This window comes from Pseudohoeflea suaedae, assembly GCF_004354915.1.
In the GTDB taxonomy this organism is placed as follows: domain Bacteria; phylum Pseudomonadota; class Alphaproteobacteria; order Rhizobiales; family Rhizobiaceae; genus Pseudohoeflea; species Pseudohoeflea suaedae.
The window spans coordinates 1,842,922-1,859,953 of record NZ_SMSI01000001.1 but is presented as its reverse complement, the minus strand read 5'-3'; the positions used below and the strand labels follow the sequence as shown (position 1 = coordinate 1,859,953).

The window sequence follows — 17,032 nt, the reverse complement described above, 5'->3', positions numbered from 1 at the left end:
CCTGCGTCCGTCGAGGTCGCCGAGCCGCCTCAGTCGATCGTCACCTCCTCGCGCTCGGCGGCAGCCACCGTCGCCGGCCTTTCCCTTTTCAGGCCCTGGGAATCGCCCATCGTGGCGACGGCGATATAGTCGCCGGGATGCAGTACCGTCTGGAACTCCTCGCCATAGGCGCCGTCGATCTGCCTGCGCTTGCCTTCGAGATCGGCCTTCGCCTCGAAAATGTCGATCCGGTAGGCCCCGGGAGCGGTGACGAAGAGCACGCCGGCATCGAGGTTGGCGACGGCTTCCGTCATCTCGCCGCGGGTGACCGTGACGGCCTGTTCCACGGCGGCATTGCCGAGGCTGGCGGTAACCATGTAGTCGCCCGGCGGCAGTTTGAACCGGTTGCCCGGCCCGTAGCCGCCATCAATGTGCCTGCGCTTGCCGTCGAGCGACTTTTTGGCCGACATCACGTCGACGCGCAGGCCACTCGCATCCGCCTGAGGACCGCCTTCGGCATAGACGGCATCGATCTTCAGGATGCCAATGCCCAGCACCATGTCCTTCCGCACGGTTTCGCCGGGCTCGAGGGCAAAAGTCTCTTCGATCTCGGCTTTGCCGAGGCTCGCGGATATCCTCACCTCGCCGGCAGGGACGATCTTCGTGCCTTCGCCATAGCCGCCGTCACGAGCGTTCTTGTTTTCGAGGTCGAACCGCCCCGACGGATCGGTTTCCGCGCCGTCATCGGGCAGGACCCGCACCGTGACGACACCCGCATCGAGCACCAGGTCGCGATCAATCCTTTCGCCGGGTTTCACGTCCAGCTCGATATCCTTGCTGACCATGTCCTTGCTGTAAGTGAGCCGATAGCGGCCGGGCGCGAGCGTCGTGGTGACCTCGGTGCCATAGCCGCCCTCGATCGAACTGGAGGCGGGTGCTCCGTCCTCGATGGCGAAGACATCCCAGCGACCGTTCAGATCGTAATCCGCGGCGCCTTCTGCCAGCAATACGCGGATCTTGACGTTGTCGATCATCGCCAGCCGCTCGCTCATCACACCCGAGACGCAGCAATTATTCTCGACCTTCTCCGGTGCCGGCCGCTTGAGCCAGCAACGGGCGTTATCGGCCTGGATGCCAGGCTTGACGAAGGTCCAGGCCACGCATTGCGCATTGTCGAGGCAGGCCGTCCGGCAGAGCGCCGGATCGGGCTCGGCGAGATCGAGGGAATCCAGGTCGGAGCCGGGACGGTCGATCCCGCCTTCCATCCCCTCATCGAGAGTGACAGCGGGTTCCGGGGCGGCAGCCACGGTTTCGACGAGCGCGCCGGAAAGTTCGTCGGCGTTCCGGGCCTGAAGATATCTGCCGCCGGTGTTCTCGGCCAGACAGGCCACCTGCCGGCCCTCATCCTCGGTCAGGCCGAACCCGATCACATGCGCGGTAAAGTCCACCCCCATCCTGTCGAGTTCCGTCGCCAAAGCGCAAGGATCGGCGCTGCAGGTCTCGATACCGTCGGTGATCACGATGACCGTCGCCTTCTCCTCGGTAAAGCGCAGCGCTTGCGCGGCCGCCTTGACCGAATCCGCGATCGGCGTCTTGCCCTTCGGATTGATCCGGCCGACCGCTTCGCGGATCGACCGGCGGCTGTCGGGACCGGGCGCGACGATCTCCTCGATGTCGGAGCAATTGCCCTTTTCGCGGTGACCGTAGGCGACAAGGCCGAGGTCGAGATCGGCAGGCAGGGTCTCCAGCACGTTGGCGAGCGTCTCGCGCGCGATCTCGATCTTGGTCCTGCCGTCGATCTGGCCCCACATCGAGCCCGATGCATCGAGAACGATGACGGCCCTGGCATTGGCCCGCGCGGCTTGCGGCATAAACAGTAGGGCCGCGCAAAGCGCCGCCAATGAGACTATAAGCGTCCTGATCATGATCTCCTGCCTTTCGCTCCTGCCCCATCGCAGGAAATCTCAGGCATAGAGCCGATCGTGCATGGCAGTCTGTGCGATAGCGCACAGCAAACAGCGGCGCTTTTCCTTACGCCCGCCGCGCCTTCGCTCAGGGCGTCGCCAGCATCACCTCGCGTGCCGCGCGCCATTCGTCCGCCAGAGTGCCGCCCGCAGGTGTCCGGCCGGCGCGGCGATACCAGTAGGCGGCATTTCCGTCATCGCCCTCGATGCGGTGGCATATGGCGTGCGCCCAGTCGAAGGGCGCCTGCCCCTCTCGGGCCTGGCAGAGATTGTGGGCGGCCGCCCAGTCCCGGTCGGTGTGAAAACCGGCCTTCGCGACACGATCGAGCAGCGTCACGAGGGCATGAAGGTCGTCTTGAGCCATGGCGAGGTCTCCTCCCGGCCCATCATCTAGGCGCCCTCCGCCGTGCCGCAAGTCCGCCGCCGCCGGCCGCACGGAACAGTTCCCTGAAACAGGGAACCAGGCTGGTGCGCGGGCGTTAGGCTTTCAAGTGGTGACAGACAGGAGAATAAACATGAAAACACGGACCTACATGGCCGGTACGCTGTCGCTGATGATCAACGCGGTCCTGTTCGGCCTCGGCACCATCGCCGTGCTGTCGATTCCGGCGCTGAGCGCCCACGCGACGATCCTCATTCCCGCCGTCATCCTGACGAGCCTCGTGGTCACGCCCTTCATCGCGTGGAACCTGGCGCCGGAACTGCGGCTGCGAAAATCGATGCGCGACAGCTAACCACCTGACAGGCATCGACGGAAGTCCACAAAAAACCGCCCGGCAGTCCTCCCGCCGGGCGGTTTTTCATTTCATCGACGCTAGAGCGAACCGGCGCCTGCCGGCGCTTACCACCAACGCTTCGGCGTGAAGCTGCCGGCGGCCTGCTCGATCACATGGCCGGCGCGGAAGAGCGTTTCCTCGTCGAAGGGCTTGCCGATGAGCTGGAGGCCGAGCGGCAGGCCCTTGTGGTCGAGACCGGCCGGCACCGAAATGCCCGGCAGACCGGCCATGTTGACGGTCACGGTGAAGATGTCCTGCATGTACATCTTGACGGGATCGGAGGCCATCTCCTGATCGCCGATGCCGAAGGCCGAGGATGGCGTTGCCGGCGTCAGGATCGCATCGACGCCGGCATTGAAGGCGTTTTCGAAATCGCGCTTGATCAGCGTGCGGACCTTCTGGGCGCGCAGGTAATAGGCATCATAGTAGCCCGCGGACAGCACGTAGGTGCCGATCATGATGCGGCGCTGGACCTCGCGACCGAAACCGGCTGCGCGGGTCTTTTCGTACATGTCAACGATGTCCTTGCCGGGCACGCGAAGGCCGTAGCGGACGCCGTCGTAACGCGCCAGGTTCGACGACGCCTCGGCGGGCGCGACGATGTAGTAGGCCGGAAGCGCGTATCGGGTGTGCGGCAGTTCGATATCTACGATCTCGGCACCCGCATCGCGCAGCCATGCGATGCCGTTCGTCCAGGCCTGATCGACCTCCTCGGCCATGCCCTCGACGCGGTACTCCTTCGGAATGCCGATCTTGAGGCCCTTCACCGACTGGCCGATGGCGGCTTCGTAGTCCGGAACGGCGATATCGACGGAAGTGGTGTCCTTCTCGTCGACCGAAGCCATCGAGCGCAGCATGATGGCGGCATCGCGGACATCGCGCGCAATCGGGCCGGCCTGGTCGAGCGAGGAGGCGAAAGCCACCGTTCCCCAGCGCGAGCAACGGCCATAGGTGGGCTTGATGCCGACGGTACCGGTCAGGCCCGCGGGCTGGCGGATCGAGCCGCCCGTATCCGTCGCGGTCGCCGCGGCGCAGAGGTTGGCCGCGACTGCGGCAGCGGAGCCACCCGAGGAGCCACCCGGGACGAGATCCATGTCGGATCCGTCCTGCCGCCACGGGTTCTTCACCGCGCCGTAGTAGGAGGTCTCGTTGGAGGAGCCCATCGCGAACTCGTCCATGTTCAGCTTGCCGAGCATGACCGCGCCATCGCGCCAGAGATTGGCCGTGACGGTGGATTCATATTCCGGCTTGAAACCGTCGAGGATGTGGCTGCAGGCCTGCGTGTGAACGCCCTTGGTCGCAAACAGGTCCTTGATGCCGAGCGGAATGCCTTCCAGCGGACCGGCCGCACCGCTGGCGATGCGGGTATCGGCCACTTCAGCCATCTCGATCGCCTTTTCCGGCGTCACGGTCACATAGGCATTGATTGCCGGATTGGCCGCCTCGATCGCACCGAGATAGGCCTTCGTCAGTTCGACGCTGGTGAAGCTGCCCTTGTCGAGTTCCGCGCGGGCCTGGGCGATCGTGAGGCTTGTAAGATCGGTCATTGCGTGAGCTTCTTTTCGTAAAATCCTGAATGGCGAGCGCGATGAGTTGCTACTCGACCACCTTCGGGACGAGGAAGTAATTGTCGGTGGTCTCGGGCGCATTGGCGACGATGTCGTCGGCCTTGCCGCCGTCATTGACGACGTCGTGACGCTTCTTCATCTCCATCGGCATGACCGAGGTCATCGGCTCGACGCCGGAGACATCGACTTCCGAAAGCTGTTCGACGAAGCCGAGAATGGCATTGAGTTCGCTTTCCATGCGGACGGCGTCCTCATCGGAAACGGCGATGCGTGCGAGCTTTGCCACACGTTTGACGGTGGTCTGGTCAACGGACATGAATGCACCTGGAACGGTTGGTTCGAGACTGGTTGGCCCGGCAATAGCAAGCGCGGCCTTGAAGGGCAAGGCCGCGCCATGAGCGGTGTTCAGCCTGACGGTTGAGTCAGACGTCGCGCAGTTCACCCGGTTCGGGGATCGCGACGATGCCGCGGTCGCCTTCCATGGCCTCGAGGAAGGCGTCCGGGGTCTGGTCGATGATCGGGAACGTGCCGTAATGGCAGGGGAAAATCGATGAGAAGGAGAAGAACCGGCGACAGGCGAGAGCCGCGATTGCGCCGCCCATCGTGAAGCGGTCGCCGATCGGCACGATGCCGATATCGGGGCGGTGAAGCTCGTTGATCAGCGCCATGTCCGAGAAGATGTCGGTGTCGCCCATGTGCAAGAGCGTCGGCTCCTCCGAGAAGTGCAGCACCAGCCCGTTGGCGTTCCCCAGCGCGTGGGAAACACCGTCTTCGGTGATCGTCGCCGAGGAATGCTTGGCATCGACGAATGTCGCCGAGAAATCGTCGAATGAGACCGTGCCGCCGGTATTGCCCTGCTCGATCCTCTCGACGCCGCGATTGGTCGACAGGAAGCCGGCCAGATCGGCGTTGGCGAGCACCGTCGCGCCGGTCTCCTTCGCGATATCGGCCGTATCGCCGACATGATCGCCATGGCCGTGGGTGAGGAGAATATGGGTCACGCCCCTGGTGGCATCCTTCAGATCCAGCCCCTGAAAACTGGGGCTACCGGTCAGGAAAGGGTCGATGAGGATGGTCGATTTGGCGGTCTCGATCCGGAAGGCGGAGTGGCCGAGCCAGGTGATTTTCATGAATGTCTCCTTTGAGGCTTGGGCGTTGGCGCCAATTCAAATAGAAGCCAGAGGCTGCATTGAAAGTCACCATAACGGATTTCCACCGGCCATGTCCGCGATCTCGCTCGAAGACCTCGTTTCCACAGCCCCCACCGGACGTCCCCTCGCCGGCCTCGATCTCGGCACCGCGACGATCGGGGTTGCGGTGTCGGACCTCTCCTGGGCGCTTGCGACACCGCGTCAGGTGATAAAGCGGAAGAAGTTCACCATCGACGCGGAGGCGCTTCTTGCCCAACTCCAGAAGGATTCTGTGGGCGGCATCGTCATCGGCCTGCCGGTCAACATGGACGGCAGCGAAGGCCCGCGCGCGCAGGCCACACGCGCCTTCGTGCGCAACATGGCGCAGAAGACCGACCTCCCCTTCGTGTTTTGGGACGAGCGGCTGTCCACCGTCGCAGCCGAGCGCGCGCTGATCGACATGGATGTGTCGAGAAAGAAGCGGGCTGAGAGAATCGATTCGGCGGCGGCGGCCTTCATCCTGCAGGGCGCGCTCGACAGGCTGACCTCACTCCGGCGCGGCAGCTGAACCCGAGGTGTCGCGCTGGCGCCCCTTGCTGAAAAGACGCTTGACCCAGGACGTCAGCGTGAGCCCCTTGTAGCGCGCGAAGACCAGCAAGAACACGATCGCGGTATCGACGAGAATGGCCTTGAAGACCATGCCCGGCACGATCGCGGGATCGACGCCGAGGATATTGCCATAGACCATGAAGACGACGTCATGCATGTCGCGCGTCAGGAACTGCAGGCCGAAATTCATGTCGTAGAAGGAAAGCGTGTACCATCCGCCCAGAAAGGTGACGGGCACGGCCCAGAAGACGAGGAGCCACTTCATGCCCTCGGCCTCCTTTCCGCGAGATTGATCAGATTGGCGGTTGAAAACAGCCTGCGCTCGACTTCTTCGAAGCGATCGCGCGGCAAAGCTTCAGGCTCCTGCTTCTCGAATGCGACCACCTGCTCGAACATATGCGCAAGATAGCGCAGACCGAGGATCGCGAACAGGTGGAGAAAGACGTAACCGCCCACCGTACCCGCGGCCAGTCCGGGCACCAGGATGACGCCCGCGGAGAGAAGGCACAGAAGCGCGGCACCTTCCGCCAGCCTGGCGGCCTCCTCCCTCTCTTCCTCCCCACCCATGAGCCAGAAGAGAGATGCAAAGACAATCGTGCCTGCGGCGGCCATGTCGAAAGCGGCGACGGCGGCGAAGAACCATGTGACGACGCGGTCCCCCACTCCGATGCCGACCAGAGCGCGGGCGAAATCGCCCGTCAGCTGGGAATCGGCAAAGAAGACGAGCCCGCCCATTTCCAGCCCGCCGCGCGGGCCGTTCACGCTCAGAAGCGCCAGCATGGTCGTCGCGATCAGGAGAACGAGGCTGGTAACGGCAGCATTGAGGCGGGAAATGTTCATCGTTGGCTTTCCGTGAATCAGTAGCTGCAGTCTGAGGAGGGAGCGGGCGAGTCGCAATGTAAACTATTCATTAAGGTTAACGCCTTTGCCGTCATCCACAGAGGCAGGCTGTGGCTTTCCCGGATTGCCACATTTCCCACCTGCGCGAGGATGGTCTATGAGCAGCGGAACATGCCCTGCCCTCAGACCTCTCCCGGACAATTGCCGTGCTCCTCATCGTCGAAAGCATCCTGCCGATCTTCCTGCTCGTTCTGCTGGGCATTGCGCTCAAGAGGATGCCATTCCTCAATGACGGCCTCTGGCCCGGGCTGGAGACCTTCGGCTTCTACGTCGTATTCCCGGCGCTCCTGTTCCTGACGCTGGCGAATGCGGATTTTTCCGACATGCAGATCGGTGCGGTCGGGCTGTCCGCGCTCCTTTCGATCTTCATCATGTTCGCGCTCCTGGCGGTCATCTATCCGTTCATGATCGCTCGTGGCGTCACCCCGGCCAGCTACACGTCGATCTTCCAGACCGCGTCGCGCTGGAATGCCTTCGTCGCCATGGCGATCGCCGAACGCTATCTCGGCCAGCAGGGGATCGCCGTCGTCGCCCTCGTCATGGCGGTCAACATCGTGCCGATCAATCTGGTCAATGTGGGCATGCTTTTATGGGTGGGTGGCGGCAACCGGAGTTTCGCGTCATTCGTGAAGAAGACCGCAACCAATCCGCTGATCCTGTCCTGCGCGGCCGGCCTTCTGATGCACTTGCTTCCGTTCGGCATTTATGCGCCGCTCGAACAGGCGATCGACCTTCTGGCCCGCTCGGCCCTCGGTCTCGGCCTGTTGATGGTGGGTGCCGGCCTGCGGATCCACGACGCACTCAAGCCTGAAAAGGTGGTGCTGCTGGCCTCCGCCCTCAAGCTCCTGCTGATGCCCGCGCTCATGACCGGGCTCGCGCTTCTCTTCGGCCTGAAAGGCGATGTTGTCGTGCTATTGGCGATCTGCGGCGCGGTGCCGACCGCGATGAACGGCTTTCTGCTCGCGCGCCAGATGGGCGGCGACGCCCACATCTATGCAGCCGTGGCCACCATTCAGACGGCGGCCTCGTTCTTCACCATCCCCGCTGTCCTGGCGGTCGCGGAGATGGTGTCCTGAATTGCGCCTGAAGCCGGTTCAGAAGACCGGCGGATAAAGGACGTCGACGATGCGGCGCGCATCGAAGCGGGCATCCACCATGCCGTAGGTCGAGCGCCAGGCGCCGCCGAGGCGGGTCTCGACGAATGCCTCGGCGATCTGGCCTGCGCCGATGCGGGTCAGCTCGGCACCGGCGGCGGCAAGCGCGAGCTGTTCCGTCAGCATCCGTCCTCCGGCCTGGTCGGTCTGACAGACGGCCATGCAGGCTTTGAGAACATCGGCGGTCCGTCCGCCGGCGGATCCCAGATCCTTGACGAGACCGGCCAGAACCGCCTCGAAGAGTTCGGGGCCGCGCGAAAGGACGCGCAGGACATCGAGCGCCATAACGTTGCCCGAGCCTTCCCAGATCGCGTTGACAGGCGCCTCGCGATAGTGCCGCGCCAGCGCGCGCTCCTCGATGTAGCCGTTGCCGCCCAGGCATTCCATCGCCTCGTAGATGACCGAAGGCGCGATCTTGCAGACCCAGTATTTGACGACCGGCGTCATGAGGCGCGCATAGGCCGCCTCGGCGGGATCGGAATGGGCGCGGTCGAAAGCCCGCGCCAGACGGATCGACAATGCGGTGGCACCGGCGACATCGAGCGCCAGATCGCCGAGCACCCGCGTCATCAGCGGCTGATCGATGAGCTTGTCACCGAAGACCGAACGATAACGGCAGTGATGGACGGCTTCCGCCAGGCTCGCGCGCATCATCCCGGCTGACGAGAGCGCGCAATCGAGCCGTGTCAGCGTCACCATGTCGAGAATGGTGCGGATGCCCTGCCCTTCCTCGCCGAGAAGGAAGCCGAAGGTTTCGGAAAACTCGACCTCGCTGGAGGCATTCGAGCGATTGCCCAGCTTGTCCTTGAGACGCTGGATGCGCAGCCCGTTGAGGGTGCCGTCTTCGAGGATGCGGGGTACCAGGAAGCAGCTGACTGCGTCGCCGCGTGTCTTGGCGAGCATGATGAAGGCGTCCGACATCGGTGCCGAGAGAAACCACTTGTGGCCTTCCAGCCGATAGATCCCCTCGCCCACCTTCTGCGCGGACGAACGGTTGGTGCGCACGTCGGTGCCGCCCTGCTTCTCCGTCATGCCCATGCCAAGCGTGATGCCGGCCTTCTGCATGGCCGGCTTCTGGCTCGAATCATATTTGCGCGCCACGATCTTCGGCGCCCAGGTCCGCTCGATCCGCGGCGCGGCCATGATCGGCGCGATCGAAGCGTTGGTCATGGTGATCGGGCAGAGATGGCCGCTCTCCAGACCCGCCGTCAGATAGAAGCGGACGGCACGCGCCTGGTGGGCAACGCCCTTTTCATCGGGAAGACCTTCCCACGGCGAGCCCTGCAGACCGATGGAAACGGCGCGGCGCATCAGCGCGTGATAGGCGGGGTGATACTCGACGAGATCGATCCGCTGACCGGAGGGACTATGGGTCCGCAGCTCCGGCGTCGACTTGTTGGCGATACGCGCAAGGTCCTGGGCCTCGGCGGAAGCGGTGAATTTTCCCGTCGCCTCGAACTCCGCGTGAAGCGCACGCGGAAGCGAATCCGCGATGTCCTTCAACAGCGGATCGGCCAGGTATGCGTTATGACCCGCCAGGGCTGGGGGCTGGTTGTTTTCGTCGACTGCCGGTCGACCGGATTTCTGCGCGCTCATGGCACTCCTCCTATATGGATTCGCGGGGCCATGCACGGCGCTTCGCCGCAATAGTGTGGGGAGAATTGCAAATTGCGATGCGCGCGCGCTTGCCCTGCCCGGCAATCATTTCTATAGACCTCGAAATTCGGGAGCCCGATAGAAAAGCCATGGCCTTTCCCCACAGACATCTTCTGGGTATCAAGTCTCTCTCCGAGCACGATATCTACTACCTTCTCGACCGCGCCGACGAGGCCGTCCAGATTTCCCGCCGCGAGGACAAGAAAACCTCGACATTGCGCGGACGCACCCAGATCAATCTCTTCTTCGAAGCTTCGACGCGAACCCAGGCGTCCTTCGAGCTGGCCGGCAAGCGCCTGGGCGCCGACGTGATGAACATGTCGGTCGCCAATTCGAGCGTGAAGAAGGGCGAAACGCTGGTCGACACGGCGATGACGCTGAACGCCATGCGGCCCGACATCCTCATCGTGCGGCACTCGTCCGCCGGAGCCGTAGCGCTTCTCTCCCAGAAAGTCGGCTGTGCCGTCGTCAATGCCGGCGACGGCGCGCATGAACATCCCACGCAGGCGCTGCTCGATGCGCTCACCATCCGGCGCAACAAGGGTCGGATCGGCGGGCTGACCGTGACCATCTGCGGCGACGTCCTGCATTCGCGCGTGGCCCGCTCCAACATCCTGCTCCTGAACGCGATGGGCGCGCGCGTCCGGGTCGCCGCACCCTCCACGCTGCTGCCGAGCGGCATCGCGCAGATGGGCGTCGAAGTCTTCCACAACATGGAAGAGGCGCTCGAGGACGCCGATGTGGTCATGATGCTGCGACTTCAGCGTGAGCGCATGGACGGCGCCTTCGTGCCATCCGTGCGCGAATATTTCCGCTACTTCGGCCTCGACCAGCAAAAGCTTTCGCGCGCCAAGCCTGACGCGCTCGTCATGCATCCCGGCCCGATGAACCGCGGCGTCGAGATCGCTTCCGACATCGCCGACGGTCCGCAGAGCGTGATCGAATCCCAGGTCGAAATGGGTGTGGCCGTCCGCATGGCGGTGATGGAAACCCTCATGCTTTCGGGGGCCAACCAGTCATGACCCGCACCATTCTCACCAATGCCCGCATCGTCGACCCCTCGCAGAACATGGACGAGACCGGCGCCGTCATCATCGAGGACGGCAAGATCGCAGCCATCGGCGCGACCGCGGCCAACGCCCTGCCCTCCGAAGGCGATATCCAGGACGTGCAGGGACAACTCGTCATTCCGGGCCTCATCGACACCTGCGTCCATATCGGCGAACCCGGCGGCGAACACCGCGAGACCATCGCTTCGGCCAGCAAGGCCGCCGCTGCGGGCGGCGTGACCGGCCTCATCATGATGCCCGACACCAGCCCGGTCATCGACGACGTCGCACTGGTCGACTTCGTGCAGCGCGCGGCCCGCGACGAGGCCATCGTGTCGATCTATCCGGCGGCGGCGCTCACCAAGGGTCTCGACGGCGAGCAGATGACCGAATTCGGCCTGCTGCTCGATGCCGGGGCCAAGGTGCTGACCAACGGTCGCAAGACCGTCAAGAACACGCTCGTCATGCGTCGCGCGATGACCTATGCCCGCGATTTCGGAGCCGTGATCGCCTGCGCCACCCAGGACGCCTATCTCTCCGGCGGCGGGGTGATGAACGAGGGGCTGTTTGCCAGCTGGCTGGGGCTTCCGGGCATTCCGCGCGAGGCCGAGATCATTCCGCTCGAACGCGACCTGCGGCTGGCCGCGCTTACCGGCGCGCGCTACCACGCGCTCAAGCTCTCGGTGCCTCAATCCGCTGATGCGATCCGCGCCGCCAAGGCTGCCGGCCATGCCGTCACCGCCGGAATGTCGATCAACCACCTTACGCTCAACGAGACCGATATCGGCGAATACCGGACCTTCTTCCGGCTTTCCCCGCCGCTGCGCACCGAGGACGATCGCGTCGCCATGGTGGCCGCGGTCGCCGACGGTACCATCGACATCATCTCGTCCGCACACGATCCGCAGGACGTCGACACCAAGCGCCTGCCCTTCGCGGATGCGGAGAACGGCGCGATCGGGCTCGAGACGCTGCTTGCCGCAGCCCTGCGCCTGCATCATTCGGGTGACGTTCCGCTCGCTCGCCTCATCGATGCCATGTCCTGCCGGCCGGCCAAGGTCTTCGGGCTTCCCGGCGGAACGCTGGCGCCCGGATCGCGGGCCGACATCGCCATCGTCGATCCGGATTACCCCTGGGTCCTGTCAAAGGACGACATCGTCTCGCGGTCGAAGAACACCGCCTTCGAGGACGCCCGTTTCAGCGGAAAAGTATTGCAAACGCTGGTTGCGGGTGCGACTGTCTATCGCGCCTGAGGGGGCCCTCGCGAATTGGAGAACCTTGACCGGTCCGACGCTGTCGTTCCGTCATGGAAGAGGAGTTTCGCTTGTCAGATTTCGTCAACTGGTCCGATCCCTACACGACCGTCGCGCTTATCGTCGGCTATCTGTCCGGTTCGATCCCGTTCGGACTGATCCTGACAAGGCTCGCCGGCCTCGGTGACGTCCGCAAGATCGGCTCCGGCAATATCGGCGCGACGAACGTCCTGCGCACGGGCAACAAGAAGCTCGCGGCGGGCGTGCTGCTCTGCGATGCGCTCAAGGGCACTGTCCCCGTGCTCGCCATCTACTGGCTGTTCGGACTGGAAGCCTCGCTGGTCGCGGGGTTCGGCGCGTTTCTGGGCCATCTCTTCCCGGTCTGGCTCAAGTTCAAGGGCGGCAAGGGCGTGGCGACCTATCTGGGCGTGCTGCTCGCCGCGGCACCGCTCTTCGTGCTGGTCTTCGCCGCCGTCTGGCTCGGCATGGCCAGGATCTTCCGCTATTCGTCGCTTGCGGCGCTGACCGCGGCAGTCGCGGTACCCGCAGCGCTCTGGATCGCCGGCCTCAATGAGGTCGCGGCGCTGTTCACCGCCATGTCCGTCATCACCATCCTCAAGCACCACGCGAATATCCAGCGGCTGCTCTCGGGCACCGAAAGCCGCATCGGTGACAAGGGCAAGGCCCGGGACGACGCGGCCGTGGCACCGGGCGGGGACGGCATCTGATGGCGGATGCCGGCGACGGACGCCGCGGAGTGCGGTTGACCGAGCGCCAGCGTCTCGCTTGGCTTCGCCTGATCCGGTCCGACAATGTCGGGCCCGCCACCTTCCGCGACCTGATCAATCATTTCGGCTCCGCGGAACGCGCCATCGAGCATCTGCCGGAATTGTCGCGCCGGGGCGGCGCGCGCGCCGATATCCGGATCGCAACACAGGCAGAAGCCGAGCGCGAAATTGAGACCGCCGAAACCTTCGGCGCGGTCTTCATCGGCATCGGCGAGCCGGAATATCCCTCGGCTCTTCGACGCATCGACGGCGCACCGCCGCTTCTTGCCGCAACCGGCGATCTCTCGATCACGGCGAAACCATCCGTCGGCATGGTCGGTTCGCGCAACGCCTCGATCTCGGGCATGAAATTCGCCGGTCGCATCGCGCGCGAAGTGGGTGCTGCCGGTTATTCCATCGTCTCGGGGCTGGCCCGCGGCATCGATGCGGCGGCCCATCAGGCCAGTCTCGAAAGCGGCACCATCGCCGCGCTCGCCGGCGGGCTCGACCAGCCCTATCCGCCCGAGAACCTCGAACTCTACCGGCGGATCCGCGAAGGCGCGGGGCTCGCCATCTCCGAAATGCCGATGGGCTGGGAGCCCCGCGCCCGCGATTTCCCCCGCCGCAACAGGCTGATCGCCGGCATCGCACTCGGCGTGATCGTCGTCGAGGCCGCGCTTCGCTCCGGCTCGCTGATCACCGCGCGGCGCGCCAACAATTTCGGCCGGCTTGTCTTCGCGGTGCCCGGTTCGCCGCTCGATCCGCGTGCCGGCGGCACCAACATGCTCATCCGCGAGGGCGCGATCCTCACCACGGGCGCCGCGGATGTTCTGGAAGCGCTTTCTCCGATCTCCCGGATCGAACCGGATGCTACCCCCATCATCGAGGAGCCCGACGACGAGGGCCGCGCCGCATGGAGCGCGCCCGCGGAGAACGACCGTGCCCGGGTGGTCGACGCGCTCGGCCCCTCGCCCGTCGATGTCGACGACATCATCCGGCATACAGAACTGCCGGCGCAGACCATTCATTACATATTGCTGGAACTCGACCTTGCCGGACGTCTCCACCGGCATCCCGGCGGCATGGTCTCCATCGATTTCCCGGAAGACGGCTGAAGCTCAGGGCCGACGCGCGGTCCCGCCACTCTCCATGAGGTCGGTGGCCTCCATCATTGCCATCTCGATCAGGTAGCACAGCATCTGCGCCTCCTCGCCTTCGGCGACCTGACGCAGTTCCCCCAGCATCTGCCTGACATAAAGCAGATTTTGATACGATCGTGTGGTGGTGGTCGTGCCACCTTTCGATCGATTGATCATGCTACCAACCCCGATCAGATGGTTGTAGCGGCCAGAAGGAAAGCCGCACCGCCTTGCCTCTCCTGAGGATAGGAATATTTATCTATAATTGCAACTACGGCAAAAAATACCATAGGTTGTATTCGCGTGTGAAATGTAGCCATTTGGAGTGCGCCACTTGACCTGACGGCATTCCGTGTCCATTTCGTTGCCCCTGAGCAAGACCGGAAATGCGTTTTTCCGGAGAATGCAGTTTCTCGAACCTGGAACAGTGATGAACGTCGTCGTCGTCGAATCCCCCGCCAAAGCCAAGACAATCAACAAGTATCTGGGCGCGGGCTACAAAGTCCTGGCATCGTTCGGGCACATCCGCGACCTTCCCGCCAAGGACGGTTCGGTGCTGCCCGACGAAGATTTCGCCATGACCTGGGACATGGATGCGGCGTCGAAAAAGCGCCTCAAGGACATCTCCGACGCACTCGAGGGTGCCGACTCCCTCATTCTCGCGACCGACCCCGACCGTGAGGGCGAAGCCATTTCCTGGCACGTGCTCGAGGTGCTTGCGAAGAAAAAGGCGCTCAAGGACAAGACCGTCCAGCGCGTCGTCTTCAACGCCATCACCAAGAAGTCGATCCTCGAGGCGATGGACAATCCGCGCGATATCGACGTGCCGCTGGTGGATGCCTATCTGGCCCGTCGCGCGCTCGACTATCTCGTCGGCTTCAACCTTTCGCCTGTCCTGTGGCGCAAGCTGCCGGGCGCACGTTCGGCCGGACGCGTGCAGTCCGTGGCGCTGCGCCTGATCTGCGATCGCGAGGACGAGATCGACCGTTTCGTCAGCGAGGAATACTGGCAGATCGCGGCACAGCTGAAGACGCCGCGCGGCGAGGAGTTCACGGCCCGCCTGACTGCCCATGACGGCGAAAAGATCCAGAAGATGTCGATCGGGAACGGCGACCGCGCCGCCACGATCAAGGCAATGCTGGAGGGCGCGGCCTTTACCGCGGAGAGCGTGGAAGCCAAGCCCACACGCCGCAACCCGCAGCCGCCTTTCACCACATCGACGCTGCAGCAGGCAGCCTCCTCGCGTCTCGGCTTCAACGCCTCGCGCACCATGCAGGTGGCGCAGAAGCTCTATGAAGGTATCGATATCGGCGGCGAGACCGTGGGTCTCATCACCTATATGCGTACCGACGGCGTGCAGATGGCCGGCGAAGCCATCGATGCCGCCCGCGCAGAGATCGGCACACGCTTCGGCGAACGCTACCTGCCGGAAAAGGCACGCATCTATACGAGCAAGGCGAAGAACGCGCAGGAGGCACACGAAGCCATCCGTCCGACCGGGTTCGAACGTGCGCCCGACGAGGTGCGCCGCTATCTCGATGCCGACCAGCTCAAGCTTTACGACCTGATTTGGAAGCGCGCGATCGCCAGCCAGATGCAGTCGGCCGAGATCGAGCGCACCACGGTCGAGATTCTGGCCAGGAACGGTTCGGCCTCCGCCAATCTGCGCGCAACCGGATCCGTGATCCGCTTCGACGGCTTCATCGCCGCCTATACGGATGCCAAGGAAGACGGCGAGCAGGCCGACGACGGCGACGATGACGGTCGCCTGCCGCTGATCAATGCGGACGAGGATCTCGACCGCCAGAAGATCGACGCCAGCCAGCACTTCACCGAGCCGCCCCCGCGTTACTCGGAAGCCTCGCTGATCCGCAAGATGGAAGAACTCGGCATCGGCCGTCCGTCGACTTACGCCTCGACGCTCGCCACGTTGCGCGACCGCGACTACGTGACCGCCGACAAGCGCAAGCTTATCCCCGAGCCCAAGGGCCGTCTCGTCACCGCCTTCCTCGAAAACTTCTTCGATCGCTACGTGGAATTCGATTTCACCGCCGATCTCGAGGAAAAGCTCGACAAGATCTCCAATGGCGATCTGGCCTGGAAGGACGTGCTGCGCGACTTCTGGACCGATTTCAACGCCCATATCACCGAGACCAAGGATCTTCGCGTTTCCGAAGTTCTCGACGCGCTCAACGAACATCTGGCTCCGCTGGTCTTCCCCAAGCGCGAGGACGGCTCCGATCCGCGTATCTGTCCGACCTGCGGCGAAGGCAAGCTGTCGCTGAAGCTCGGCAAATACGGCGCCTTCGTGGGCTGCTCGAACTATCCCGACTGCAACTATACCCGCCAGCTCTCCGCCGATGGCGATGGCAACGGCGACGCGGCCCTTGCCAACGAGCCGCAGGATCTCGGCAAGGATCCGCATACGGAAGAGCCGATCACGCTCAGGACCGGCCGTTTCGGCCCCTATGTGCAGCGCGGCGAAGGCAAGGAAGCCAAGCGCGCCAGCCTGCCCAAGGGCTGGGCTCCGCAATCGATCGACCACGAGAAGGCGATGGCGCTGCTGTCGCTGCCGCGCGATATCGGCCAGCATCCCGAGAGCGGCAAGATGATTTCCGCCGGCATCGGGCGTTACGGCCCGTTCGTGCTGCATGACGGTGTCTACGCCAACCTCGAAAGCGTCGAGGACGTCTTCTCCGTCGGGCTCAACCGCGCGGTGACCCTGATCGCCGAAAAGCAGGCGAAGGGTCCGGGACGCGGACGCGGCACGCCGACCGCGCTCAAGTCGCTCGGCGACCACCCGGATGGCGGCGCGATCACCGTGCGCGACGGCCGCTACGGCCCCTATGTGAACTGGGGCAAGATCAATGCGACGCTGCCCAAGGACACGGTTCCCGCCGACGTCACCATGGAACAGGCGCTCGAACTGATCGCGGCCAAGGCCGGCGCCAAGGGCACCAAGAAGAAGGCGCCGGCGAAGAAAAAGGCGCCCGCCAAGAAGACGGCTGCCAAAAAGACGGCAACAAAGAAAACTGCGGCGAAGAAGACAGCCGCGAAGGACTGATCTTGGCCAGACGCCCGAAAGACA

At 64.0% G+C, this 17,032-nt stretch carries 17 protein-coding genes; 8 read left to right on the top strand and 9 right to left on the bottom strand.

Annotation, left to right across the window (positions count from 1 at the left end; genetic code table 11):
• Positions 1-29: 29 nt before the first annotated feature.
• Complete coding sequence (locus tag E2A64_RS08750; RefSeq protein ID WP_133283979.1) at positions 30-1,904, bottom strand: PAN domain-containing protein; 1,875 nt, start codon at positions 1,902-1,904, stop codon at positions 30-32.
• 127 nt (positions 1,905-2,031) lie between these two features.
• Positions 2,032-2,307, bottom strand: coding sequence for a hypothetical protein (locus tag E2A64_RS08745; protein WP_133283978.1), 276 nt, complete (start codon positions 2,305-2,307; stop codon positions 2,032-2,034).
• Between the two features lie 151 nt (positions 2,308-2,458).
• Between E2A64_RS08745 and E2A64_RS08740 the strand changes: the two genes are divergently transcribed.
• Complete coding sequence (locus tag E2A64_RS08740) at positions 2,459-2,677, top strand: hypothetical protein (protein ID WP_133283977.1); 219 nt, start codon at positions 2,459-2,461, stop codon at positions 2,675-2,677.
• A 107-nt stretch (positions 2,678-2,784) separates the two neighbouring features.
• Here the strand turns inward: E2A64_RS08740 and gatA are convergent, their stop codons facing one another.
• From gatA to E2A64_RS08725, 3 genes are all read right to left on the bottom strand, one after another.
• A complete protein-coding gene (gene gatA, locus E2A64_RS08735) occupies positions 2,785-4,266 on the bottom strand; it encodes an Asp-tRNA(Asn)/Glu-tRNA(Gln) amidotransferase subunit GatA (protein ID WP_133283976.1) in 1,482 nt (493 codons plus the stop codon).
• A 49-nt stretch (positions 4,267-4,315) separates the two neighbouring features.
• Positions 4,316-4,603, bottom strand: a complete 288-nt coding sequence (gene gatC / locus E2A64_RS08730) for an Asp-tRNA(Asn)/Glu-tRNA(Gln) amidotransferase subunit GatC (protein WP_133283975.1) — start codon at positions 4,601-4,603, stop codon at positions 4,316-4,318.
• Positions 4,604-4,709: 106 nt separating this feature from the next.
• Positions 4,710-5,417, bottom strand: coding sequence for a metal-dependent hydrolase (locus E2A64_RS08725; protein ID WP_133283974.1), 708 nt, complete (start codon positions 5,415-5,417; stop codon positions 4,710-4,712).
• A 91-nt stretch (positions 5,418-5,508) separates the two neighbouring features.
• Here E2A64_RS08725 and ruvX point away from each other — a divergent pair, with 91 nt between their 5' ends.
• On the top strand, positions 5,509-5,985 hold the full coding sequence (gene ruvX, locus E2A64_RS08720; RefSeq protein WP_133284327.1) for a Holliday junction resolvase RuvX: 477 nt from the start codon (positions 5,509-5,511) through the stop codon (positions 5,983-5,985).
• Here ruvX and E2A64_RS08715 read toward each other — a convergent pair.
• Together E2A64_RS08715 and E2A64_RS08710 are read right to left on the bottom strand one after the other, a co-directional pair.
• Positions 5,965-6,291: a DUF6105 family protein gene (locus E2A64_RS08715; RefSeq protein ID WP_244598190.1), complete on the bottom strand. Its 327-nt coding sequence runs from the start codon at positions 6,289-6,291 to the stop codon at positions 5,965-5,967. The genes ruvX and E2A64_RS08715 overlap by 21 nt on opposite strands.
• Positions 6,288-6,866 carry a hypothetical protein gene (locus tag E2A64_RS08710; RefSeq protein WP_133283973.1) on the bottom strand — a complete coding sequence of 193 codons (579 nt, stop codon included), beginning with the start codon at positions 6,864-6,866 and terminating at the stop codon, positions 6,288-6,290. The genes E2A64_RS08715 and E2A64_RS08710 overlap by 4 nt, the downstream gene beginning before the upstream one ends.
• Before the next feature lie 206 nt (positions 6,867-7,072).
• Here E2A64_RS08710 and E2A64_RS08705 point away from each other — a divergent pair, with 206 nt between their 5' ends.
• Complete coding sequence (locus E2A64_RS08705) at positions 7,073-8,002, top strand: AEC family transporter (protein ID WP_133283972.1); 930 nt, start codon at positions 7,073-7,075, stop codon at positions 8,000-8,002.
• Positions 8,003-8,020: 18 nt separating this feature from the next.
• On the opposite strand, the gene E2A64_RS08700 is transcribed toward E2A64_RS08705, so the two are convergent.
• Entirely contained in the window at positions 8,021-9,676 is a 1,656-nt protein-coding gene (locus E2A64_RS08700; protein ID WP_133283971.1) for an acyl-CoA dehydrogenase family protein, read from the bottom strand.
• Between the two features lie 149 nt (positions 9,677-9,825).
• On the opposite strand from E2A64_RS08700, the gene E2A64_RS08695 reads away from it, so the two are divergent.
• From E2A64_RS08695 to dprA, 4 genes are all read left to right on the top strand, one after another.
• Positions 9,826-10,758: an aspartate carbamoyltransferase catalytic subunit gene (locus tag E2A64_RS08695; protein ID WP_133283970.1), complete on the top strand. Its 933-nt coding sequence runs from the start codon at positions 9,826-9,828 to the stop codon at positions 10,756-10,758.
• On the top strand, positions 10,755-12,038 hold the full coding sequence (locus E2A64_RS08690; protein ID WP_133283969.1) for a dihydroorotase: 1,284 nt from the start codon (positions 10,755-10,757) through the stop codon (positions 12,036-12,038). The genes E2A64_RS08695 and E2A64_RS08690 overlap by 4 nt, the downstream gene beginning before the upstream one ends.
• A 71-nt stretch (positions 12,039-12,109) precedes the next feature.
• Complete coding sequence (plsY, locus tag E2A64_RS08685; RefSeq protein ID WP_244598189.1) at positions 12,110-12,766, top strand: glycerol-3-phosphate 1-O-acyltransferase PlsY; 657 nt, start codon at positions 12,110-12,112, stop codon at positions 12,764-12,766.
• Complete coding sequence (gene dprA, locus E2A64_RS08680; RefSeq protein WP_133283967.1) at positions 12,766-13,920, top strand: DNA-processing protein DprA; 1,155 nt, start codon at positions 12,766-12,768, stop codon at positions 13,918-13,920. Before plsY ends, dprA begins: the two co-directional genes overlap by 1 nt.
• A gap of 3 nt (positions 13,921-13,923) precedes the next feature.
• Here dprA and E2A64_RS08675 read toward each other — a convergent pair whose 3' ends face one another.
• The gene (locus tag E2A64_RS08675) at positions 13,924-14,121 is read right to left on the bottom strand and encodes a hypothetical protein (RefSeq protein ID WP_133283966.1); all 198 of its coding nucleotides are present in this window, start codon (positions 14,119-14,121) and stop codon (positions 13,924-13,926) included.
• Between the two features lie 253 nt (positions 14,122-14,374).
• Between E2A64_RS08675 and topA the strand changes: the two genes are divergently transcribed.
• Positions 14,375-17,008, top strand: a complete 2,634-nt coding sequence (gene topA, locus E2A64_RS08670; RefSeq protein WP_133284326.1) for a type I DNA topoisomerase — start codon at positions 14,375-14,377, stop codon at positions 17,006-17,008.
• The last annotated feature ends 24 nt before the right edge of the window (positions 17,009-17,032 follow it).